Here is a 23,516-nt window from a genome sequence, read left to right on the forward strand (position 1 = left end):
TATCAACAGGCTGGAGGATAGGATGCAAAAGGTTCGAATTGGCCTCATTGGTACCGGGTATATTGGTCGCTGCCATGCCATTGCTTACGCGCAGGTTGCGACTGTTTTCCCTTTAAAAGGGCTGCCAGTATTAGAAATGCTAGCGGAGGTCACCCCTGAATTGGCTCAACAGCGTGCCACTGAATTTGGGTTTTCCCGCTCTACCGCTAATTGGCGCGAACTCGTGGCTGATCCAGATATCGATGTAGTGGATATCTGCGCACCTAACTTCTTGCATAAAGAAATGGCCTTGGCGGCAATCAGCCATGGCAAACATGTTTATTCTGAGAAGCCGCTAGCACTAAATGCCACAGACGCCAAAGAAATGGTCGATGCTGCACGTGCGAAAGGGGTAAAAACGCTGGTGGGATTTAATTACATGAAAAACCCGACCAGCCAGTTAGCCAAAGAGATTATTGCCAAGGGTGAAATTGGTGAGGTGGTGCATTTCTACGGTACGCATAATGAAGATTATCTGGCTGACCCCCTCACACCTTTAGACTGGCACTGCACTAAAGCGCAAGCGGGACTGGGGGCGTTGGGGGATTTAGCGGCACACATTGTTAATATGGCCCACTATTTGGTTGGTGATATCACAAGCGTTTCGGGTGATATGCAGACCATCATAAAGGAGCGGCCCGATCCGCATAATCCATCCTCACGCAGAGCGGTGGAAAATGAAGATCAAGCCAGTGCGTTGGTACGCTTCGCCAATGGCGCGATGGGGACTATCGAGACTTCACGGATCGCTTGTGGACGTAAAATGGGGTTGACCTACGTCGTCACTGGTACCAAAGGGACTATCAGCTACTCTCAAGAACGTATGGCTGAATTACAGTTCTATCGCCATGATGATCCGCAAGCAAGGCAAGGGTTCAAAACAATCCTCACTGGACCACAGCACCCAGATTATGCGGCATTTTGTATCAGTGCAGGACATGGGATTGGCTTTAACGATCAAAAAACAGTTGAGATCCGTGATTTGATTAATGGTATTGCCGCAGGGGATCGTATGTGGCCTGATTTTGAAGAGGGTTGGAAAGTTTCTAAAGTACTGGATGCTATTGCTGTCTCAGCACACGAAAAGCGCTGGAGAGAAGTTTAAATAGACATTTTTTAGCTATAGAAAGTGTTTTAAGTTGGTTAGCCATGGGCATGATTCAATGAATACTGGCGCTCATTATGCCCTGTATGAGCCCAAAATATGCCAACTTTGGACCCCCAATCTGATTATCGTCCTGCAAGCGGTGCTCACTACCTTAGTGAGCAACAGCGGGCACGAATACTGACATTATCGCGCTCTTGGATATGGCGATTGGAGTTGCCGACTTGGCTACTCATCGGTGTCATTTACACTGGGTGGTTCAACACCGTGATTCATTGGCAGCAATTGGGTACGGTGATGGGGAGCGTACTACTCATCTTGCTGAGTGCATGGTATATGTCGTTACAACATGAGTTGATCCATGGGCACCCCACACCCTGGCGGGGCGTTAATCAACTCTTTGGAACGTTACCCCTTGCTGTCTGGTATCCCTATGGTCTCTATCGTGATTCACATATTCAGCACCACCGCGATGACGATTTGACTCATCCAGAAAAGGATCCTGAGAGTTACTACTATTCAGCATCTCAGTGGAATCATTTTTCTTCATTTTTCAAATATATTGTGCGGATTAACAATACTTTCCTTGGCAGATTAGTGCTCGGGCCTGCATTGGATATCATTGGCACAATACGCAGTGCTGGCCGTGCCTTCTATTCAGGTGATCGCCAAACCATCATCATGTGGGTGATCCATTTAGCATTGCTTTTGTGCTTGTTTCACTGGATGGCAAGCTACGGTATTTCGCCGCTTTATTATCTGCTGGTAGTGAGTTATCCGGCACTTAGCTTAACCAAAGTGAGATCTTTTTTTGAACATCGCGCTGTTAAAAACAGTGCCGCACGCTCAACATTGAATGAAGCAGCATGGCATTGGCGTCTGTTATTTCTCAACCTCAATTACCATCTCGTCCACCATGATTTACCCTCCTTGCCTTGGTATGGGCTAAGACAGATTTATCTAGAAAATCGTATTGAATACCAGCATCGAAGCGAGCAATTTATTGTTCGCGGCTATGCTCAGTGGCTTGAAGATTATGCGGTTACCGCGTTAGAAATCCAAGTACACCCATTTTACGCCAGCGCAGAGAATGCGGTGATAGAGCGAGATCAGCGCGGAGGAATCGAAAGTGGTGATCGCCGCTCGCCTTCAATTGAAAATAGCTAATCAATGAGCTGTTTTGACTGCGATGTTCATCTCAATCTTGCTATTTTTTTAAAATAAACTGTTGTTATATACAGTGTTTGGTGTCATCTTAACATCAATTTTATGATGATGAGTTATAGCTTAACTAATTAATAATTATAGTTTTATTTGTATTTTAGATTGTGTTGGCGAACCAAAATTGTATGAATAATATAATTGATATCAATTGGTTATTTGGTTTGTTTTAGACTAAATCTATTATGGTTACTGACTTGTTAATGGTGGCTGTTCTCTTCAAATCGGGTAGATACCCACATTCGATAGACGCTAACAATTCAATTTTTACTCACCCTTGAGCATATAGAGGTAAACATGGCAAAGACCCTACCCCGTAGCGGGATTTTTGCGCTGCTTGCAGTGATGATGACGGCATTTAGCGGCGTATCTCAGGCAGCAGACACGGTCCGTGTCGGTTCAAAAATTGATACTGAAGGCTCATTGTTGGGCAATATTATTGTGCAGGTTCTCGATGCTAATGGGATAAAAACCACCAACAAATCACAGTTGGGTACGACTAAAGTTGTGCGTGGTGCGATCACTGCAGGTGAGATTGATATTTACCCTGAATACACCGGCAATGGTGCATTTTTCTTCTCTGATGAAAACGATCCCGCGTGGAAAGATAGCAAAGCCGGATACGAAAAAGTCAAAGCGCTCGATTACGAGAAAAATAAGTTGGTATGGCTCCAGCCTGCGCCAGCGAACAACACTTGGACCATTGCCGTGCGCCAAGATTTAGCCCAAGCAAACAATTTGAAAACGCTTGAAGATTTGGGTAAATGGATTAATGCAGGCGGGAAATTTAAGTTGGCAGCCTCGGCAGAATTTATTGAACGCCCTGATGCTTTACCTGCCTTCCAGCAAGCCTATGGCTTTAAATTGAACCAAGACCAACTGTTGTCATTGGCTGGCGGCGATACAGCGGTGACGATTAAAGCTGCTGCTGAGCAAACCTCTGGTGTGAATGCGGCCATGGCTTATGGCACCGATGGCCCAGTCGCGGCTTTGGGCTTACAAACACTGGAAGACACCAAAGGTGTGCAACCAATTTATGCACCTACTCCCATTATCCGCGAAGCTACATTAAAAGCGCATCCAACAATACCCGCTTTACTCAATCCGGTATTTGCCACTCTTGATGGGCCAACACTACAAAAATTGAATGCTCGCATTGCAGTTGAAGGCCAAGATGCAAAAAAAGTCGCAGCTAATTACCTGAAAGAAAAAGGGTTCGTTAAAGGATAACGGTGGGAATTAAGGGATGGCGCTATCGCAAGCAACGCGATAGCGCCATTAAATACACAGGTAGTACTTTTCGACGGTACTGATTACCTGTCATGGAGATGGATTTTTATGGCTGTTAAAAACCGAGTCCTGCTAACAATGGTGGTGATGTTGGTCCTGTCAGGAGGAGGACTTTCTTTTGTCAGTCACGCTCCAAATCGGTTGATTTCTGGGCAAGGAATTTCATTTACGTCGTTGCTAACGGGGCACGTGTGGTGGTTGTTAATTCCGATAGTGATACTGTTCGCCTTCTCTTTCGTTAAACAGACTATTTTGCTGCATTGGTCAACGGTACTCGTTGCTGAAATGTTGTTATTCGGTCTATTGCTGCTGGCGGGCCGCACTGCACTTCAACTAACTGGGGGAGAAGAGAGCCTTGCTCGTACTTCACTCGGCGGTGGGTTCTGGCTGATGAGTGGGTTTGGCATATTGATTGCGGTCGATGGCTTGTCCCGTGCCATTGTTAACCCCGTTTGGCGGAGTTTGGCGAATGTCATGTTGGTATTACCGGTTGTCGTCTTGTTAGCCACGGGGCAACTTGATCAACTGTCTTTAATGAAAGAGTACGTTAATCGACAAGATGTGTTTGATGATGCACTATGGCAGCATCTCCAGATTCTAGTCACTACGCTAGTCCCCGCTGTACTGATAGGTATCCCTTTGGGGTTACTCTGCTATCGTTCTGTTCGCTTTCAAAGTGCCATTTTTTCAGCGTTGAATATTATTCAAACCATTCCCTCTATCGCTCTGTTTGGCTTGCTTATTGCACCTTTGGCAGGGCTAGCTGCCGCTATCCCATGGCTGGCAGAACATGGTGTGAGTGGCATTGGTCTGGCACCTGCGATTGTCGCACTGGTGCTTTATGCGCTCTTGCCATTAGTTCGCAGTGTGGTAGCAGGTCTAGAGTCTATCCCTGACAGTGTGGTTGAATCAGCTCAAGGGATGGGTATGACCCGTCGCCAGCTTTTTTTTCGGGTACAAGTCCCTATCGCGATGCCGCTTATTTTATCTGGCATTCGCATTATTGCTGTGCAAACGGTGGGCCTGGCTGTCGTGGCGGCACTGATTGGGGCGGGCGGTTTAGGTGCGATTATGTTTCAAGGGTTACTCAGCAGCGCATTGGATTTAGTGCTATTGGGCGTTATCCCCGTGATAGTGATGGCGGTCATGGTTGACTCACTGTTTAAATTCATTGTTATTTTTATGGATACTTCACATCGATGATTCATTTCCATCAGGTAAGCAAATATTTTGCCGGTAAGCGGGCGGTAGACAACCTGACGTTGCAGATTGCGAAGGGCGAGTTCACCGTACTGATTGGGACTTCAGGCTCTGGGAAGTCAACCACGCTGAAAATGATTAACCGATTGATTGAGCATGACGAGGGAGAAATCCATTTTGCCGGTGAAGAGATTCGTCGCTATAAACCAGAAGATATCCGGCGGCGGATGGGCTATGCCATTCAGTCAATAGGCCTGTTTCCGCATTGGACGGTAGAGCGTAACATCGCGACTGTCCCCCAGTTACTGAAGTGGCCACAAGACCGTATCCGCCAGCGTGTTGCCGAGTTACTCGAGCTATTGCAGTTGGATCCAGAACAATTTCTTCATCGCTATCCTCACCAACTCTCTGGCGGTCAGCAACAGCGCGTCGGTGTTGCTCGAGCCTTGGCGGCTGATCCTGAAGTGTTATTAATGGACGAACCTTTTGGGGCGCTAGACCCAGTGACCCGTTCCGCTCTACAGTTCGAAATAACCCGTATCCATCAACTATCGGGTCGAACTATCGTCTTGGTCACCCATGATATTGATGAAGCGTTGAGCTTGGCTGATCGCATTGTTTTGATGGATGAAGGACGAGTGGTTCAACAAGGAACACCGCTTGAAATGCTAACGAAGCCCGCCAATGATTTCGTTCGTGACTTCTTTGGCCGCAGCGATCTCGGTATTAAGCTGTTATCGCTTGGGCGGGCTGAACATCGGGTCAGACGCGGTGAAACCCTGATGGGCCAGCCGATACTGGGGACAACCAGTCTGCGTGAAGCGCTCTCTCTGTTTGTGTCACGCCAGACCGATAAATTGCCTGTCGCTGACGAGCATGGGCAACCATTGGGCGTGCTTTATTTTGCTGATTTGGTGGCTGATAACTTGGTGGCAGAAAAGGAGAGGCTGTGAAATTGGGATCGACTAAAGTCAGCGACATAAAAAAGTCTGCCTCTAGACGCGAAACATCCAGATTAGTGGGTTGGCTAACCGACCCTCTGGGCTGGGCCGTTCTTTTGCTTGGGTGCTTGGTCTTTGGGATGACGTCGTTACACGGTTTTTTTGCCGCTTTATTCCCCGATCTCGATAGACCGATTTATGTGCAAGACACATTTTGGTCACTGGTCGTCGCTCATGTCTTGTTAGTGCTTATCTCGAGCATTATCGCCGTTTTAATCGGTGTCAGCGCCGGTATTGCAGTGACACGACCCGCAGGGAAAGAGTTTCGATCTGTTGTCGAAACCGTTGTCGCAATGGGGCAGACATTTCCCCCCGTTGCGGTTCTCGCCATTGCTGTTCCCGTGATGGGTTTTAGCGAGAATCCTGCCATTATTGCTTTAGTACTCTATGGGTTATTGCCTATCTTGCAGGGAACAATAACGGGTATTGAGTCTGTTTCCCGAGATATCCGAGAAGTCGCGCAAGGGGTCGGCATGAGTGCTCGGCAAATTTTATGGCAAGTCGAATTACCACTGGCTGCACCTGTTATTGTGGCGGGCATTCGAACATCGGTCATTATCAATATTGGAACAGCCGCAATAGCTTCAACAGTTGGAACGAAAACCTTGGGCTCCCCTATCATTATCGGCTTAAGTGGCTTTAATACCGCCTATGTTATTCAGGGTGCGGTTGTTGTTGCATTGCTAGCGATTATTACGGATATGATCCTTTCGCGTTGGAGTCGCCGATTATCACGTTGGCGGGAATTAAAAATGCTCTCTGTGACAACGCGTCACTGACCGCCTTATTTTATTCGTTCAAATTATATTTTATTCGTTCAAATTAATAGGAGGGCCAATATTGATCTCACTTCCCATGTATGGTATCCAACCACAGGACGTGCTGCCTTTTGGGCAACAATTACGGCATCAATTGCGCCTTTATGGTGTCACGAAAACGGATGAACAATTAGTCTGGCCTTCAGATTTACTGCAACACTGGCGTGACCCTAAATTGCTTTTGAGCCAGACGTGTGGCTTCCCGCTGGTAACCTTATTGCAGCAACATGTGCGGCTAGTGGGTGTATTTAGCTATCAATCACCTTACTGCTCAGGCGCCTATTATCGAAGTTTAGTTGTGGTGCGAGACGATGAAGTTGGGCAGGAATTGGCTGATTTTCGTCACCGGCGAGTGGCCTATAACAGCATAGACTCGCAGTCTGGTTACAATGCGCTGCGGGCATTAATTACGCCGCTGGCTATCAATGGGCACTTTTTTTCCCAACGTTTTGCTTCTGGGAGCCATACCCAATCAATTGAAATGATTCGGCGACATCAAGCCGATATCGCTGCGATAGACTGTGTTAGCTTTGCGCTATTACAACGAGAGAATCCCTCAGCCGTGACGGGTTTAAAGATAATAGCGCAAACACAGGCCGTGCCAGGGTTACCTCTCATAACCTCATTGTCGACATCTGAAGAGCAATTTATCCGATTACGGCAGGCTATTCGCGCTACAGTTGAAGCGCCAGAGGCTAGGTCAGCCAAGGATAGGCTATTGATCAATTCATTTAACGAAATACCGTGGTCAGCTTATGACGTTATTCGGCAGTTGCAAGCAGCTGCTTTTGCATCAGGGGTAATAACACTTTAGAGTGCATATTAATATTTCACCAATAATTATATTGGATAACTATTTTTTATTTTAATTATTATTAATACTTTTAATTTCTTAATTAATGTTATTGGATTAAATAAAAATACCTCAATAAAAAATAGAATTATTTATATCTTTATGTTGCTTTATTTATAACTTATATCAGCTACCTTTATAGGTGCGGGAAATACTCATCATTATTTTTATTCTTTTATAGGCGTTTGTAAGGATTACCTATGTCTACAGATGATCAAAAGGTGGGCCTTATTCCTGTCACCTTAATGGTAGCAGGGAATATAATGGGCTCCGGTGTGTTTTTATTACCGGCAAATTTAGCTTCAACGGGAGGAATAGCAATATGGGGGTGGCTGGTCACCATTATAGGCGCATTAGCACTATCAATGGTTTATGCCAAAATGTCATCTCTAGATGATAGCCCAGGGGGATCTTATGCTTATGCACGGCGTGCGTTTGGCCCCTTTTTAGGTTATCAAACTAACGTTCTTTACTGGTTAGCATGTTGGATTGGCAACATTGCGATGGTTGTTATTGGGGTGGGGTACCTCAGCTATTTTTTCCCAATATTGAAAGAGCCAATGGTATTAACGATTACCTGTATTGTTATTCTATGGATATTTGTAGGGCTTAATATTATCGGGCCTAAAATGATTACTCGCGTGCAGGCGGTCGCTACGTCACTGGCACTAATACCGATTGTCGGCGTTGCTTTATTTGGTTGGTTTTGGTTCAAAGGCGAAACCTATATGGCAGCTTGGAATGTCAGCGGTTTGGGGTCATTAGGGGCGATTCAAAGTACCTTAAACGTTACTTTGTGGTCGTTTATTGGGGTAGAAACTGCTTCGGTGGCTGCTGGCGTCGTGAAAAATCCAAAGCGTAACGTGCCAATTGCCACGATTGGCGGCGTGTTGATTGCTGCCGTGTCCTATGTCCTATCGAGCACTGCCATCATGGGTATGATCCCCAATGCGCAGTTGCGTGTATCAGCATCGCCTTTTGGTGATGCTGCTCGTCTTGCTCTGGGGGACACTGCGGGGGCAATTGTTTCACTCTGCGCTGCGCTAGGGTGTTTAGGGTCGCTGGGTGGTTGGACATTAGTTGCCGGTCAAACCGCTAAAGCCGCTGCTGATGATAAATTATTCCCACCGATTTTCGGTAAGGTCAATAAGGCAGGTACACCTGTTGCTGGCTTATTGATCATCGGTGTTCTGATGACGATTTTCCAAATTTGCAGTATTTCACCGAATGCCGCCAAAGAGTTTGGCCTTGTCTCATCTGTTTCGGTTATTTTCACGTTGGTTCCCTATCTTTATACCTGCGCCGCTTTGCTGCTGGTTGGGCATGGTCATTTAGGAACACAATCAACAACGTATCTCGGTATTACATTGATCGCTTTTATCTATTGTATTTGGGCTGTGGTCGGTTCAGGAGCCGAACAGGTGATGTGGTCATTCGTTACTCTAATGATTATCACGGCTCTCTATACCTTCAATTATAACCGTACTCATAAAAACCCATTCCCGCTCGATTCATCTGCTAAAAATGCTCAGTAATTTCGGAATGGACCGATTATCAGTAAGTGATAAGTCATAGCGAATAAGGACAAAGACAATGATTGATTTAAGTAGCCACAGAAAGCGTAATATTTTGGTCGTCGACAGTAATATTTGTGATTTTAATACTGCCAATGGCCGCGCGGTTAATGAACTCATTATTGCATTAGATGATATCAATTTTAATGTCATTGCTGCCTCATCATTTGAAGATGGCAGGGCCACGGTGGCCTCAGATGCTTCACTGTGCTGTATTTTTGTCGATTGGACCTCTGGAGGAAATGATGATGAATCCCACAGTCAAGCATTTGCTCTGCTGAAAGATATTCGTCGCCGCAATAAATCTATTCCGGTGTTATTGATGGCGGAACATTCCTGCATAGATAGCTTGAATTTAGACACCATGAAGATGGTCAATGAGTTTGTCTGGATGCATGAAGATACGGCGGAGTTTATTGCTGCTCGAGCGAAAGCGCTCATAAACAAATATTACCAACAGTTATTACCTCCCTTCACCAAAGCCCTGTTGCAGTATACGGAAGACAACCCTGAATACTCGTGGGCAGCACCCGGGCATCAGGGAGGCGTAGCTTTTAGCAAAAGTGCCGTGGGGCGAGAGTTTTTGGATTTCTTTGGCGAAAATTTATTTCGCTCAGATACCGGCATTGAGCGGGCGGCCTTGGGGTCCTTACTTGATCACAGTGGGCCAATAAAAGAGTCAGAGTCTTACGTGGCGCAAATTTTTGGCGCACACATCAGTTACTCAATGCTAAATGGGACTTCGGGTTCAAATCGCGCCATTATGACGGCAGTAGTGGGTGATAGACAGATTGCGCTGTGTGATCGAAATTGTCATAAATCCATCGAGCAGGGCTTGGTATTAACCGGTGCCTTGCCGGTATTCTTTATCCCAACACGCAACCGCTACGGGATAATCGGTCCTATTCCCAAAGCACAATTTCAACCTGCCGCTATTACCAAGAAAATCACTCAGAATCCGTTAAGTGGGATGGCTTCGGGCCAAAAGCCTGTCTATGCGGTGATCACCAACTGTACCTATGACGGCATGTGTTACAACGCGAAGCAGGCCGAGGAACTGCTGGCGAAAAGTGTCGATCAAATCCATTTTGATGAGGCATGGTATGCCTATGCGCGCTTCAATCCTCTTTACCGCGATCGCTTTGCTATGCGTGGGGCGGCGGCTGACCATAGCCCGAAAGGGCCGACTGTCTTTGCCTCGCAATCAACACATAAATTGCTCGCAGCATTATCTCAGGCTTCCTATATCCATGTGAGGAATGGCAAGAAACCGATTGAACACTCACGCTTTAATGAGTCCTATATGCTGCAATCCACTACCTCGCCACTCTATGCCATTATCGCTGCCAATGAAGTCGGTGCGGCGATGATGGAGGGCGAACAAGGTGAGATGCTCACACAAGAGGTCATTGAAGAGGCGGTTGATTTCCGTTTAGCACTGGCGCGTGCACATGATGCTTTTGCTAAACAAGGTGAGTGGTTCTTTAAGCCTTGGAATCCGCCGGAAATCACTGAAAGTAAGAGCGGTAAAAAAATTCCTTTTGCGCAAGCGTCTAGAGAACAGCTTGCTACCGATCCAAGCTGTTGGGTGCTCAAACCGGGTGAGTTGTGGCATGGTTTTGATCAACTGGAGGATGGCTGGTGCATGTTGGACCCTATCAAAGCCGGCATTATGGTGCCGGGAATGGGAGATGATGGCACTTTAATGGACAAGGGTATTCCTGCCGCAATTGTGACTGAATTCCTCGGGCAGCGAGGGATTGTTCCTTCACGAACGACTGATTTTATGGTGCTGTGTCTGTTTTCAGTCGGGGTGACCAAAGGGAAGTGGGGGACGTTAATCAACGTGTTATTGGAGTTCAAACAGCATTATGACAGCAACACACCCCTGTCAATTTGTCTGCCGAATCTCGCAAAAAACTATCCGCAACAATATGGACACTTGGGTCTGAAAACATTATGTGACAGCATGTTTTCTTACATGAAAGTCAGTGAAATGGATAAGTTACAGGCGACAGCATTTAGTCAGTTACCCTCGCCAGAAACCTTGCCTCGACACGCTTTTCAAGCCCAAATGGCGGGGCGTTGTGAACTACTGCCTCTGGATAAATTAGCTGGGCGTATTTCTGCTGTTGGGGTGATTCCCTACCCACCGGGTATTCCGATTGTGATGCCGGGAGAGAGCTTTGGCCGTGATGATGAGCCGTGGTTGTGCTATATCCGCAGCTTAACTGATTGGGGACAGCACTTCCCAGGATTCGAAAAAATTCTGGAAGGTTCGGAACAGAAAGACGGGCAATACTATATATGGGTACTGAAGGAATAGAATATGGGTACTGAAGGAATAGATTTGGGTCCTGAAGGAATAGTTTTGGGTACTGAAACAGTAGATTTGAATACTGAATAAGTTGTCGCAGCGACTGTTTTACCATTAATCACACGGAGTAGACATTACTCCGTGTGATGGAATGAGGACTAAGGAGACTCGTGACCATTGTTGGATAAGCCTTCAGGACCTACATCAGGCACTGGGGAGGATTCTACGGCTTCAGTTTCCTGCGGGGTGGTTGAACGAGTGTAGATGTTCAGCCCAGCCAGAAAAACGCCACCTAATGAACTCAGAGCCATGATCGCAATCAGGATAATGAGTGCTTTTCTCAGCATAATTATTTTCACTTTTTATCTAACCAGCGGGAATTATAGCCTGTTCATTCAATGAAACAACTGTGTTGCATTCTTGATGCAAAAAGATTACCGCGGCTTAAACAGAAATTTCCCCAGCGTCACTAATACGACGGCAGAGACAATCACGGCCAATGCACACCATTCGGTCACTGACAAGCTTTCGCCAGCAAAACCAATGCCTAGCAACACTGCAACGACGGGGTTCACATAGGCATAACTGGTGGCGACCGCTGGGCGAACATTTTTCAACAAAAACATATAAGCGCTGATTGCCAGCATCGAACCGAAAACAATCAAGTAAAGTAACGCGAGAATGCCACCCGTCGAGGGCATTTGCTCTAGCTCTTCACCACTAAAGGTACTGGCCAATAACAGCACAACCCCAGCTACTAACATCTGTGCCGCGCCGGACATCGCACCAGCGGGTAATGCCATACGTGAACTCCAAACGGAGCCGAACGCCCAACTGGCGGAAGCGAGTAATATCAGCACTGCCCCCATAGGGTTACCCAGCAAATTGCTACCCGTATTCAGTAATATGATGCCGACCAAACCCAGAGCAATCCCCGCCCATTCTAGTTTTGTATTGCGCATCCCCCACAACATGCTAAAGCAGAGTGTGAAGAGTGGTACGGTGGCGACCATGACAGCAGCAATACCCGATGGGACATGCTGGTGCTCAGCGATGGTGACAAGCCCATTACCGATTGCCAATAATAAAATACCGATCGCACTGGCTCCCATCCATTGGCGCAACGTGGGCAAGGCATGACCTCGGATGGCAAGGAAACTGAACAGTAGAACCCCCGCAATCAGATAGCGTAAGCCTGCCATCATCAACGGCGGCCAGCTCTCCACACCGATACGGATGACCAGATAAGTTGAACCCCAAACGAAATATAAGGTGAACAGTGAACCGATCAGCAACCACAAATTACGGTTATTTTGCTTTAACATAGTTCTTCAACAAAGAAAGAGCGGTAAAACACAGATGCATCAGTAAACATGAGAATAGCGGTGGTTAGCAAAGGTTTTTATCATTTATTTTTGTTTTAGCTTTTCGTCTAAATTTTGCACTAAAACAGAGGGTTATTCTTAAAGATAAGCACTGAAAGGTGTGCTGGCAGTGGCACATTCTGTGCTTTCCATGAAAGCAAAAAACATTTCCAACATAAAAATACCCTACAAATCTTTAGGGCGAAAACCGTTACCAGCAATGGATCCAGCAGGCGGATTTTTCTTTCACGGATGGAAAACAAGAAGCGAAACGAAAAGGTGCGGTTGTTGAGGCATTACGTGATACGACGTTATTGGCGGTGATCGCTGTTCAATAGCTTGCCTATAATAAAAAAGCCGGGAAATATCCCGGCATAATGAAAAATGACTCATTAAATTCACAGATCACATTGAAGCATTCAAACAGTAAGACAATGAGGATAATACCGATATAACGTGATTAGAACTGATAAACCAAACCGACAGCAATAACGTTGTCTGTATTCAATTTCAGTTTGTTATCATCATTCAGTTGGTTGATTTTATAATCAACGTAAGTGGACATGTTCTTATTGAAGTAATAAGAAGCGCCGATATCAACATATTTAACTAAATCTGCATCACCGATACCTTCGATATCTTTGCCTTTAGATTGAATATAGGCCAATGAAGGTTTTAAGCCGAAATCGAACAGGTATTGTGCAACGATTTCTACGTTCTGTGTTTTATTAGCAAAACCACTGACGCTGGTTGATACGTTATTGATTACCGCAGTACCAGAAATCGGCGTCATATTACGGGTTTCAGCATACATTGCGGCCAGATAAACACCGTTATCATCATATTTCAGGCCAGTGGTCCAAGCGTCAGCTTTATCACCTTTACCGAAGTTACCGTTCTTTTGCGCGGTGGTACGGTTAGATGAAGCAAAGGCAGCACCTACGCTCACACCTGCGCCAATCTCGTAACTGGAAGACATGCCGAAGCCGTCGCCATTTTGTTTGGTCATGTCAGCACGGCCGTTGTTGCTATCCGCTTCGCTGCCATTTTTACCTTGATATTGCAGGGAGAATTTCAGGCCATCAACCAAGCCGAAGAAGTCGGTGTTGCGATACGTTGCCACGCCTGTAGTACGGCCAGTCATAAAGTTATCAGTTCGGGTGTAGCTGTCGTTACCGAACTCAGGCAGCATATCGGTCCAAGCGGCGACGTCATATAACACGCCGTAGTTACGACCATAGTCAATAGAGCCTAAATTGCCGTAACGCAAACCAGCAAATGCTAAACGTGTTTTATTATCTTTTGTTTCTTGGCTTTCAGCGTAGTTAGCTGCAACGTTATATTCCCACTGGCCGTAACCGGTCAGTTGGTCAGTAATTTTTGTGGCACCTTTAAATCCAAAACGGACGTAAGATTTATCACCATCACTTTTATTATTGTCTGAGAAGTAATGCAGTGCTTTTACTTTTCCGTATAAATCAAGCTTGTTACCGTCTTTATTATAAATTTCTGCTGCGTGTGAAGTGGTGGCAACTAATAAGGCCGGTACTAGGATTGCCAGAATATTACGTTTCATATTTTGCCCTGTTTCTCTTATTTGAAAAAACGCGAATGGTAGAATTTTTTGCTGTATTCAATATCTGTCTGAATTCGTCCAGCGCAGAATTTTTACCGCATCTGTGTGATAGATTTATGACAAATCATAAATAACGGCAACATTCCGTAAATTTCATCTTACTGTCATTTGCGCAAGCAGCAGATTTCAGCTACGACGCTGCAAAATTCAACGGCGAATAAGCCGCCTTTCAGGCTGACGTGAGCCTTGTGGTATGGGACAATAGGACAACATTCAGTTTAGATAAGATATGCATGGCGTTATCCCCAGCAGTAAAAGAACAAATAAGTCAGTGGTATAAGGCGCTTTCGCAGCAGATCCCCGATTTTATTTCCCGCGCACCACAGCGCCAGATGATAGCCGAAGTGGCAAAAACACTGGCGGGAGATGCTGGCCGCCATTTAGCCATTGAGGCGCCGACGGGCGTTGGCAAAACGTTGTCCTATCTGATTCCCGGTATTGCGGTTGGGCGAGCCGAAAGCAAACCGTTGGTGGTCAGTACCGCGAACGTGGCATTACAAGACCAGATTTACAGCAAAGATCTGCCACTGCTGAAAAAGATTATTCCAGACCTTAAGTTCACCGGTGCCTTTGGGCGCGGGCGCTATGTCTGTCCGCGTAATTTGGCCGCGATGTGCACTGATGTTTCTGGGCAGGGCGACCTATCGCTGTTTCTCGGTGATGAACTTGCGCCCGCTAATGGCGAAGAACAAGCAACCTGCTTGGCACTCACTAAGTCATTGAACAGCCATGTTTGGGATGGGTTACGCGACCATCATCAGTTATCACTCAGTGATAGCTTGTGGGCAAAACTGAGTACTGATAAGGCCAACTGCCTTGGGCGTAATTGTCACTATTTTCGTGAATGCCCTTTTTTTATTGCCCGTAAAGAGATTGAAAGTGCCGATGTCGTGGTCGCAAACCACGCTTTAGTGATGGCGGCATTGGAAACGGAATCTGTGTTGCCCAATCCTAAAGAGCTCTTGTTGGTGTTGGATGAAGGCCACCATTTGCCTGATGTGGCACGCGATGCCCTTGAAATCGAAGGTGAGATCACCGCTGTTTTCGCCAATATGCAGTTGGATATGATTGTACGACTGGTGGATCAATGCATGGTGCAGTATCGGCCGAAGAATCCTCCCAGCTTATCGAATCCGGAGCGCTTGAAAGATCATTGTGAGCAACTACGCGAACTGATGTTGAGTGTGGAGCAGCAAGTGAGTCAACTGTTGCCTGCTGAAGGCAACCCAGCGGTGTACCGTTTTGAGATGGGTGAACTGCCCGACAGTTTGACGGAAGACTGTGCCAAATTATTCAAGTTAACTGATGCCTTACGGGGCTTGGCTGAATTTGTTCTCAATGATTTGAGTGAACAAACGGGTAAGCACGACATTGTCCGATTACACCGCGCGATTATCCAAATGAGCCGGACACTGGGCTATCTTGAGGCCATGAGCAAACTGTGGCGTTTGGCCGCGATGGCTAAAGCGTCGAACGCCCCGATTTCAAAGTGGGTCACCCGCGAATATCGCGAGAATCAAACGCATCTCTATTTCCACTGTGTGGGCATCCGCGTCAGCGATCAGCTTGATAAAATGCTCTGGCGTAAAGTCCCCCATGTGATTGTGACTTCAGCGACGTTACGTTCACTGAACAGTTTTGGCCGCCTACAGGAACTCAGTGGGCTGAGCGAAAAGGGCGGCGACCGGTTTGAAGCGTTATCGTCACCGTTCAATCATATTGATCAAGGGAAGTTAGTTATTCCCAAAATGCGTTTTGAGCCAACGATGGCCAATGAAGCTGAGCATCTAGCTGAAATGGCACATTTCTTCCGCGCGCAGCAAGCTAGCGGGCGACATAAGGGAATGTTGATTCTGTTCAGCAGCCACAGAGCGATGCAAACCTTCCTTAGCCATGTCACCGATTTAAGGTTGATGCTGTTAGTGCAGGGGGATCAACCACGATATCGGCTGGTCGAAGAGCACCGCAAACGGGTGAAAAGCGGTACTGCAAGTGTACTGATTGGCCTGCAATCCTTCGCTGAAGGGTTGGATTTAAAAGGTGAATTACTGACTCAAGTCCATATTCATAAAATATCATTCCCACCGATTGATAGCCCAGTGATCCTCACGGAAGGCGAATGGTTAAAATCATTGAAACGCTATCCATTCGAAGTGCAAAGCTTGCCGAGCGCCTCGTTTAACTTGATCCAGCAAGTTGGACGGTTGATCCGAAGCCATAAATGCCATGGTGAAATTGTTATCTATGACCGACGATTAATAACCAAGGGTTATGGTTCGAGATTATTAGCCGCATTGCCCATTTTCCCGATTGAGCAGCCGGATATGCCGGAGGGGGAAATACCCTCTACATCATTGAATTTAAAAGTAGTTAAGACCGTGGCGAAGAAAGGGCGTAAAAAGCGGGGGTAGCTTTAGGCATTTTTAATTTAGGCACCTATTAGATCCAATAATTGCTCTGGTAAACCATTTACGCTGAAATCTATCCGAATATAGTTATTTATGACTAAAATTTAATCAGCCGCTGGGGAGCTGACCCTAACAAGTCAAGCCTGATCGTACCGTCGGTGTAAATTGCTGGTGATGAGTGAGTGATGATGCTAGCGATTATCAACCTATTTATCGGGTAGGGGTGAGGCAGAATGAAACAGCTAATGGCAGAGTTTATTGGCACTTTCTGGTTGGTACTCGGCGGTTGTGGCAGTGCAGTATTAGCCGCTATGTTCCCTGTGGCGGGGATTGGCTTTCTTGGCGTGGCATTGGCATTTGGCCTGACGGTGGTCACGATGGCTTATGCATTAGGGCATGTCTCCGGCGCACATTTTAATCCGGCGATATCGTTGGGTTTATGGGTCGGTGGCCGCTTCCCGGGGGCACAACTTGTGCCCTATATTGTGGCGCAGGTACTGGGTGGCTTGGTGGGTGCGGCAATTTTGTACATGATTGCTAGCGGTAAAGCGGGATTTGATGTGAGTGCTGGATTCGCCACTAATGGTTTCGGTGTTCGTTCACCGGGCGGCTATAGCTTACAAGCCGTATTGGTGGCTGAGGTCGTGTTAACCATGGGGTTTGTGATGGTGGTGATGGGGGCAACAGATAGCCGTTCTCATGCTGCGGCTGCACCTCTGGCCATCGGTTTATGTCTCACACTGATTCATTTAATCAGTATCCCCGTGGATAACACCTCGGTAAATCCTGCACGGAGTACCGGTGTGGCTATTTTTGCCGGAGGCATTGCATTGCAACAATTGTGGGTGTTCTGGCTGGCGCCTTTGGTAGGGGGGGCTTTAGGTGGAGCAATCTACCGCGTGCTGTTTAGTCCACCAGAAGAGATAAAATAACGTCCATCATCGACAGGCTGCAACGAGGTTTTATCTCAGCAGCCTGTTTCAAGACTCGTTCACGCCCAAGCGCCTATTCTGGCGTTCGAATGGCTATTGATGGTGATGGCTGACTTCGTATTATCTAACCTTGATGACAATATTCCATTGTCCAAAGCATTCCTCTCTTAACTGCATTTTCCTCTTAGCCCCTCCCTAGGTGACAACATTTCATCTAACGCAACAATTGCGGGTATATCGATTACTATCAGTGATAAAGTTTCAGCAATATATAGCCTGATGATAACTAACATGATGACAGGGGAAGCGGCGCACCATGGATTACAGCAAGATTATTAAAGAGATTGGGCGCGGTAAGAACCATGCCCGTGATTTGGATCAGCCGACGGCGTATGAGTTGTACAAGGCGATGCTGGCTGAGCAAGTACCGGCGCTCGAGTTAGGGGGCATCTTAATCGCCTTTCGCATCAAAGGTGAATCTGAGGAGGAGATTTTAGGCTTCTATCAGGCAATGCAAGAGCAAGTGATGTCACTGCGCGCACCTGCTGGCCGCTCATTACCGGTGGTGATCCCCAGTTACAATGGCGCGCGTAAACAGGCTAACCTCACTCCATTACTGGCTTTGTTACTCTCGCGTCTGGGCCTACCGGTCGTGGTACACGGCGTGACGCAAGACAGCAGCCGAGTGACCAGCGCTGAGATTTTCCAGCAGCTCAATATCCCATGGTCACTCACCGCCGACGAGGCCCAACAACGGCTGGATAACGGATTACCGGTGTTTATTCCTGTGTCCGCACTTTCCGCGCCATTAGATAATCAATTGCAGTTGCGTTGGCGAATGGGGGTAAGAAATAGCAGCCATACATTGGCAAAACTGGCCACTCCATTTACTCAAGATAAAGCGCTGCGACTTGCCAGTGTTTCTCACCCAGAATATATGCAAAAAGTCGGGGGATTCTTCCAAGCGATTAATGCGCCAGCACTGTTGCAGCAAGGTACTGAAGGTGAGGTTTATGCTAACCCATTGCGCTGTCCACCGATTCATTACATCAATGCTGGCGAGCAGCAAATTTTACATGATCGCCAGCCAGAGCCAGTAGCGCCGGAACTGCCTACTTCGAAAGAAGCCACAATAACGGCACGTTGGATTGAGCGTTGTCTAGCAGGCGAAGTGGCTATTCCTGAAGCTATCGAAAAACAGCTGGCCTGCTGTTTGGTCGCCGTTGGGCGTGCTGATTCCATCGAACAGGCGCTAGAGCAGATTAGGGCTACAACAAATTAAGGCTACGACAGAGTAAAGCTGCTACAACAGATTAAAACGACGGCAGACCCAAATAGTGTCACTTTTGTCGTCACTTATTGATTGATCTCATGGTGCTAGGCTGAAGAGAATCCATTGATTTTCTTCATTTCATCTTGCGAAGAAGGAACGTTATGCAACAGGCTTTGAGTTACTTTACCGATCTGAATCGGGATTATCTGGCCGTCCATCAGACCAAAGAAGACCTTTTCTGGCAGAACTATATGGGGCTGGGCGGTGACGATATTGCGCAGCAATTTTAAGCGGCGCAAACGGCTTATAAGCGTTTTATTTCGCAAAGTCGCCGGTTAAAAGAACTCCGTGATCTGGTGGCCGCTCTTGAAAGTCAGCCTGTTACCGCTGAGCGTGATGCATTGCTGCATGGGTTACAGGGGTGGTATCGCTTTTTTGAATGCAATTCCATTGAAGATCCCAAGGCGCAAGCCTTGCTTGATGAGATTATTGCCGCTGAGTCGTCACTGTATCAGCAACGTATGGCTTTTACGTTGACCCACTTAGACACAACAGGTGAGCGTGTTCCCGCCTCATTGGGGGAGTTGTTGACGAACCAAGGCACCAATGAAAACGAGGAGTACCGCCATAGCTCGCAGCTTGCTTTGCGTGAACTGGAGCAATGGTTGCTGCATAACGGCTTGCCAGAGTTGATTAATTTACGTAATCGATTTGCGCGCCAAATGGGTTATCGCAATTATTTTGACTACAAGGTCAATCAAACCGAACGTATGACACCAGAACAGCTTTTCGCGATTTTGGACCGCTTTGAAGCGCAAACCAGAGAGGCGAATCAGCGCAGTTTGCAGCAACTCGCAGCGCAAAAGGGTTCAGCAGCGTTGGAGCCTTGGAACATCCGTTTTGCCAGCGCAGGAGATGTTACCCGCCAACTCGATCCCTATTTCCCCTTTGCGGAATCACTCGATCGCTGGGTCAATAGCTTCAAGCGGTTGCATATCGGCTTTCGTGGCGCGCAGATGAATCTCGACCTGCTGGTTCGGCAGGGCAAATATGAGAATGGTTTTATGCATGGGCCCGTGCCGCCGTTTGTGGATCAAGGTAAATGGCGGCCAGCACGGATCAACTTTACCAGTTTGGCAAAACCGGATCAGGTCGGCAGTGGTGCGTCGGGGCTAAACACCTTATTCCACGAAGGCGGGCATGCAGCTCACTTCTCCAATATCGTACAAAATGCGCCCTGTTTCTCACAAGAATTCCCGCCGACATCGATGGCGTATGCTGAAACTCAATCCATGTTTTGCGATAGCCTGCTGGATGATGCTGATTGGCTCAAGCGCTACGCGAAAAATAGCAAAGGTGAATCCCTGCCCGATACGCTAATTCAAGAGAGCATTCAGGCACGTCAGCCAATGCGGGCTTTTAATGAGCGGCATATCTTGCTAGTACCCTATTTTGAGTGGCAACTTTACCAGTGGGATGATGCGCAGCGCACGCCACAGGCTATCACTCAATTGGCCAGAGACATTGAGCTGAAGATCCTCGGTGTCACGGGGAGTCCACGGCCAACATTGGCTATTCCTCACTTGTTATCGATGGAGTCAGCGTGCTCATATCAAGGCTATTTACTGGCGCTGATGGCCGTCGAGCAAACTCGAGCATTCTTCCTGCAACGAGATGGCTATCTCACGGATAATCCGGCAATCGGACCGGATCTTGCTGAACATTATTGGCGCCCTGGTAACAGTGTTAGCCATGATGAGACGCTACGTAGCCTGACAGGCGAAGGATTCAACCCCGATTATTTGGCTGCGGTCTGCAACCAAACAGTGGCAGAAGCCTGGCATAACGCGCAGGAAACGATGGCGCAAGCGGCTACGCGAGTACAACCGGCAGCTGATTTTGATTTAAACGTTAGCATACGGGTGGTGGATGGTGATCGGCTCTTGGCTGATAATCAGCAAGGGGATGAGGCGATGTGCCGGACTTTTGCCCGAGCAATAAACGTGCTTTCACACTAGCGTTAACATCAGTGCTTAATGATCAGAACAAAGCCCATCAGTTTGGCTGATGGGCTTTGTCGGGAATAATAAATCGCTTTATAACCTAGCAATGAGGTGCTGATTAGTTATAAATAACCGCAGAACCGTGCATCAAGTTATTACCTGTTACTGAAGTAATGGTGAAAGACTTAGCGCCAGCCGCATCTGCTTTCTCTGCCAGTTTCGCTTTCAGGCTACTCAAGTCAGTGGCACCACTGACAGTGATAACGCCAGCTTGTTCTAATTTAGCCGCATCTTGGTTGCTCACATATTCAGCGGCGAAGCTACCGAAAGATAAAGTAGACAGGGCGATAACTGCAACGAAATTTTTGATGCTTTTCATGATGTATTCCTATTCGGTTTTAAGGTTGAAAGGGCGTTCCCTTTCGATAGAAGCTATGTTACGCCCTTGTTGAATTTTTAAAACCGGATAACATTGAGTAATACATTCAAAATATTTGAATCAATCCTGGCGAGGATTGACATGAGAGGGCCTGAATAAATCAAAGCTTAAATCATCTGAGATTTGGTAATAAGTGCTAGGACCACCACCGCGCAGAATGGGCTGTGCGACGGTTGTTTGATAAATCCCCTCAGCGTTGATGAGGTCGCGATGAATATGGACGGCGATAACTTCCCCGAGTACTAGCCAGTTATCAATCAATGCCCCATCAGCATTTTTTAGCTGGATACATTGCGTCAGTTTACATTCAAAATTAACCGGGCTTTCGGCCACATAGTCGACATTAACTCGCCGCCCTCGCTTAGGCGTCAATCCGGCAAACTGAAATTCATCTTGGTCCGCAGGTAGAGAGGCTGAGCTGTTATTCATCGCAGCGGCCAATTCACGGGTCGCCAGATTCCATGCAAACTCACCCGTTTCGGCGATATTAGCGACACTATCCTTCCAACCACTGCTAGAAAAACCAATAATCGGTGGCCGATCGCTGAAGCAGTTAAAGAAGCTATAAGGTGCAAGGTTACGTTGGCCGCTACTGCTGACGGAGGAGATCCAACCGATAGGGCGTGGGCTGATAATAGATTTCAGCGGATCATGCGCCAAACCATGACCGGTTGCAGGTTCATAGTAATAATCGTTTTCAGTATGCATATATTCCTACGCTGCATAAAAGTGACATAAGGACAGAATGTTATTATTCAACTGGCATTACTGTCATAGATAAATTGGGTAATGAACAAGCGGGCTAAAAAATAAACCGGTTTTGGGCCATCTCGACATGGCTGACCTGTTTAACATGAATTTATGCTATCTTACGCGCCAGAAAATGCCTATCAGAGAGTCAGTACGATGGAAAACAAAAAAGTATTCCCCAAAGAAAAAAGCGGATTGCATCCCCGAAACCGTCATCGCTCGCGTTATGATTTTGATGCGCTTTCAGTGAGTTGCCCTGAATTAATCCCTTTTTTGGCACCGAATGCCTATGGTGATATTTCTGTCGACTTTGCTGACCCCTCGGCGGTAAAAATGCTGAATCGGGCATTACTGAAACATTTCTACGGCATTGAATATTGGGATATTCCCGCTGATTTTCTCTGCCCACCGATCCCTGGGCGTGCTGATTATATTCATCATTTGGCCGATTTGTTGGCCAGTTGCAATGATGGGGTTATCCCAGAAGGTAAAAGCATTGCGTTACTGGATATTGGTGTCGGCGCGAATTGTATTTATCCAATCATTGGTCAGCGTGAATACGGCTGGCGTTTCACCGGTACTGACATTGACCCGCAAGCCTTGAGCGCGGCAAAAATGGTGGTATCCATGAACCCGACGCTGAGAAATACCCTGCGGTTAAAGCAGCAAAAAGACCCGCAGGCCATTTTCGACGGGATTTTGGCAGTGAATGAGCGTTACGATGCTACGTTGTGTAACCCGCCGTTCCACGGCTCGGCAGAAGAAGCGGCAGCAACCACGCGTCGTAAATTGCACAAGTTAGGGAAAGGTGAAGTTGCCGCTAAACCGGTGCAAAATTTTGGCGGAAAAAATAGTGAGCTGTGGTGTGAAGGGGGCGAAGAAGGGTTTGTCAGCCGCATGGTGGCGGAAAGCGCAACCAAAGCAAAAAGTTGTTTCTGGTTTACCTCATTGATTTCTAAGAAAACGACTTTACCGGCTATCTACCATGCATTGCGTTATGCCAATGCGGTTGAGGTTCGCACCATCGATATGGCGCAAGGCCAGAAAGTCAGTCGATTCGTGGCATGGACTTTCTTGACGCCGGAAGAGCAAGCGCGCTGGAAAGCGGAACGTTGGTCATCGACCCCTCAGGATTTGAAGCCGTAAGGAATGGCCTTCCCGTCATCTTCTCGCTTCTTACTTCGCAGTATTTACTCTATTTAACTGTTAAATACTGCGATAAGCCTATTTCCCTCGGTATTCATTAGACATTACCGAGCAACCTGCAAATCTCATTTCTATAGTCTAAGCTGA

Annotated in this window: 18 protein-coding genes and 2 pseudogenes; 15 read left to right on the plus strand and 5 right to left on the minus strand. The window is 47.0% G+C overall.

Translation table 11 applies throughout. The features are described from left to right. The first annotated feature begins 22 nt into the window (after window positions 1-22). The 9 genes from DA391_RS07435 to DA391_RS07475 all read left to right on the plus strand — a co-directional run bounded on the left by DA391_RS07435 (window position 23) and on the right by DA391_RS07475 (window position 11,427). Window positions 23-1,144, plus strand: coding sequence for a Gfo/Idh/MocA family protein (locus DA391_RS07435; protein ID WP_098904735.1), 1,122 nt, complete (start codon window positions 23-25; stop codon window positions 1,142-1,144). Between the two features lie 99 nt (window positions 1,145-1,243). Beyond that, on the plus strand, window positions 1,244-2,311 hold the full coding sequence (locus tag DA391_RS07440) for a fatty acid desaturase (protein WP_108087502.1): 1,068 nt from the start codon (window positions 1,244-1,246) through the stop codon (window positions 2,309-2,311). A 351-nt stretch (window positions 2,312-2,662) separates the two neighbouring features. Further along, window positions 2,663-3,595 carry a glycine betaine ABC transporter substrate-binding protein OsmF gene (gene osmF, locus DA391_RS07445; RefSeq protein ID WP_050079971.1) on the plus strand — a complete coding sequence of 311 codons (933 nt, stop codon included), beginning with the start codon at window positions 2,663-2,665 and terminating at the stop codon, window positions 3,593-3,595. Window positions 3,596-3,703: 108 nt separating this feature from the next. After that, on the plus strand, window positions 3,704-4,858 hold the full coding sequence (locus DA391_RS07450) for an ABC transporter permease (protein ID WP_108087503.1): 1,155 nt from the start codon (window positions 3,704-3,706) through the stop codon (window positions 4,856-4,858). Then, complete coding sequence (locus tag DA391_RS07455; protein ID WP_057649845.1) at window positions 4,855-5,808, plus strand: ABC transporter ATP-binding protein; 954 nt, start codon at window positions 4,855-4,857, stop codon at window positions 5,806-5,808. The genes DA391_RS07450 and DA391_RS07455 overlap by 4 nt, the downstream gene beginning before the upstream one ends. Before the next feature lie 128 nt (window positions 5,809-5,936). Next, a complete protein-coding gene (locus tag DA391_RS07460; protein ID WP_108088256.1) occupies window positions 5,937-6,635 on the plus strand; it encodes an ABC transporter permease in 699 nt (232 codons plus the stop codon). 76 nt (window positions 6,636-6,711) lie between these two features. Then, the gene (locus DA391_RS07465; RefSeq protein WP_098904733.1) at window positions 6,712-7,488 is read left to right on the plus strand and encodes a phosphate/phosphite/phosphonate ABC transporter substrate-binding protein; all 777 of its coding nucleotides are present in this window, start codon (window positions 6,712-6,714) and stop codon (window positions 7,486-7,488) included. 239 nt (window positions 7,489-7,727) lie between these two features. Beyond that, entirely contained in the window at window positions 7,728-9,062 is a 1,335-nt protein-coding gene (gene adiC / locus DA391_RS07470; protein WP_050079966.1) for an arginine/agmatine antiporter, read from the plus strand. A 58-nt stretch (window positions 9,063-9,120) separates the two neighbouring features. Further along, window positions 9,121-11,427: an Orn/Lys/Arg decarboxylase N-terminal domain-containing protein gene (locus DA391_RS07475; RefSeq protein ID WP_108087504.1), complete on the plus strand. Its 2,307-nt coding sequence runs from the start codon at window positions 9,121-9,123 to the stop codon at window positions 11,425-11,427. Between the two features lie 149 nt (window positions 11,428-11,576). On the opposite strand, the gene DA391_RS07480 is transcribed toward DA391_RS07475, so the two are convergent. Continuing rightward, window positions 11,577-11,765, minus strand: coding sequence for a hypothetical protein (locus DA391_RS07480; protein ID WP_050286131.1), 189 nt, complete (start codon window positions 11,763-11,765; stop codon window positions 11,577-11,579). Between the two features lie 87 nt (window positions 11,766-11,852). After that, on the minus strand, window positions 11,853-12,743 hold the full coding sequence (gene yedA / locus DA391_RS07485) for a drug/metabolite exporter YedA (protein ID WP_050079963.1): 891 nt from the start codon (window positions 12,741-12,743) through the stop codon (window positions 11,853-11,855). Window positions 12,744-12,982: 239 nt separating this feature from the next. Between yedA and DA391_RS24690 the strand changes: the two are divergent. Next, window positions 12,983-13,120 (plus strand): annotated as a pseudogene (locus tag DA391_RS24690) (alginate lyase family protein); the annotation flags it as partial. A gap of 122 nt (window positions 13,121-13,242) precedes the next feature. Here the strand turns inward: DA391_RS24690 and ompF2 are convergent. Beyond that, complete coding sequence (ompF2, locus tag DA391_RS07495; RefSeq protein WP_049606544.1) at window positions 13,243-14,358, minus strand: porin OmpF2; 1,116 nt, start codon at window positions 14,356-14,358, stop codon at window positions 13,243-13,245. Window positions 14,359-14,651: 293 nt separating this feature from the next. Between ompF2 and dinG the strand changes: the two genes are divergently transcribed. The 4 genes and pseudogenes from dinG (at window position 14,652) to DA391_RS07515 (ending at window position 21,049) form a co-directional block, all read left to right on the plus strand. After that, window positions 14,652-16,829, plus strand: a complete 2,178-nt coding sequence (gene dinG, locus DA391_RS07500) for an ATP-dependent DNA helicase DinG (protein ID WP_050079962.1) — start codon at window positions 14,652-14,654, stop codon at window positions 16,827-16,829. A 230-nt stretch (window positions 16,830-17,059) separates the two neighbouring features. Beyond that, entirely contained in the window at window positions 17,060-17,758 is a 699-nt protein-coding gene (gene aqpZ, locus DA391_RS07505; protein WP_050079961.1) for an aquaporin Z, read from the plus strand. Window positions 17,759-18,074: 316 nt separating this feature from the next. Next, window positions 18,075-19,040, plus strand: a complete 966-nt coding sequence (ybiB, locus tag DA391_RS07510) for a DNA-binding protein YbiB (RefSeq protein ID WP_098904732.1) — start codon at window positions 18,075-18,077, stop codon at window positions 19,038-19,040. Between the two features lie 152 nt (window positions 19,041-19,192). Further along, window positions 19,193-21,049, plus strand: a pseudogene (locus DA391_RS07515) (M3 family metallopeptidase). Between the two features lie 103 nt (window positions 21,050-21,152). On the opposite strand, the gene bhsA reads toward DA391_RS07515, so the two are convergent. Next, window positions 21,153-21,413 carry a multiple stress resistance protein BhsA gene (bhsA, locus tag DA391_RS07520; RefSeq protein WP_050079958.1) on the minus strand — a complete coding sequence of 87 codons (261 nt, stop codon included), beginning with the start codon at window positions 21,411-21,413 and terminating at the stop codon, window positions 21,153-21,155. Window positions 21,414-21,533: 120 nt separating this feature from the next. Beyond that, on the minus strand, window positions 21,534-22,181 hold the full coding sequence (locus tag DA391_RS07525; protein WP_108087505.1) for a flavin reductase family protein: 648 nt from the start codon (window positions 22,179-22,181) through the stop codon (window positions 21,534-21,536). Between the two features lie 198 nt (window positions 22,182-22,379). Here DA391_RS07525 and rlmF point away from each other — a divergent pair, with 198 nt between their 5' ends. Beyond that, window positions 22,380-23,369 (plus strand): 23S rRNA (adenine(1618)-N(6))-methyltransferase RlmF, encoded by a 990-nt coding sequence (rlmF, locus tag DA391_RS07530; RefSeq protein ID WP_167311368.1) that lies wholly within the window; start codon window positions 22,380-22,382, stop codon window positions 23,367-23,369. Window positions 23,370-23,516: the final 147 nt, after the last annotated feature.

This window comes from Yersinia massiliensis (genome assembly GCF_003048255.1).
GTDB classification, from domain to species: domain Bacteria; phylum Pseudomonadota; class Gammaproteobacteria; order Enterobacterales; family Enterobacteriaceae; genus Yersinia; species Yersinia massiliensis_A.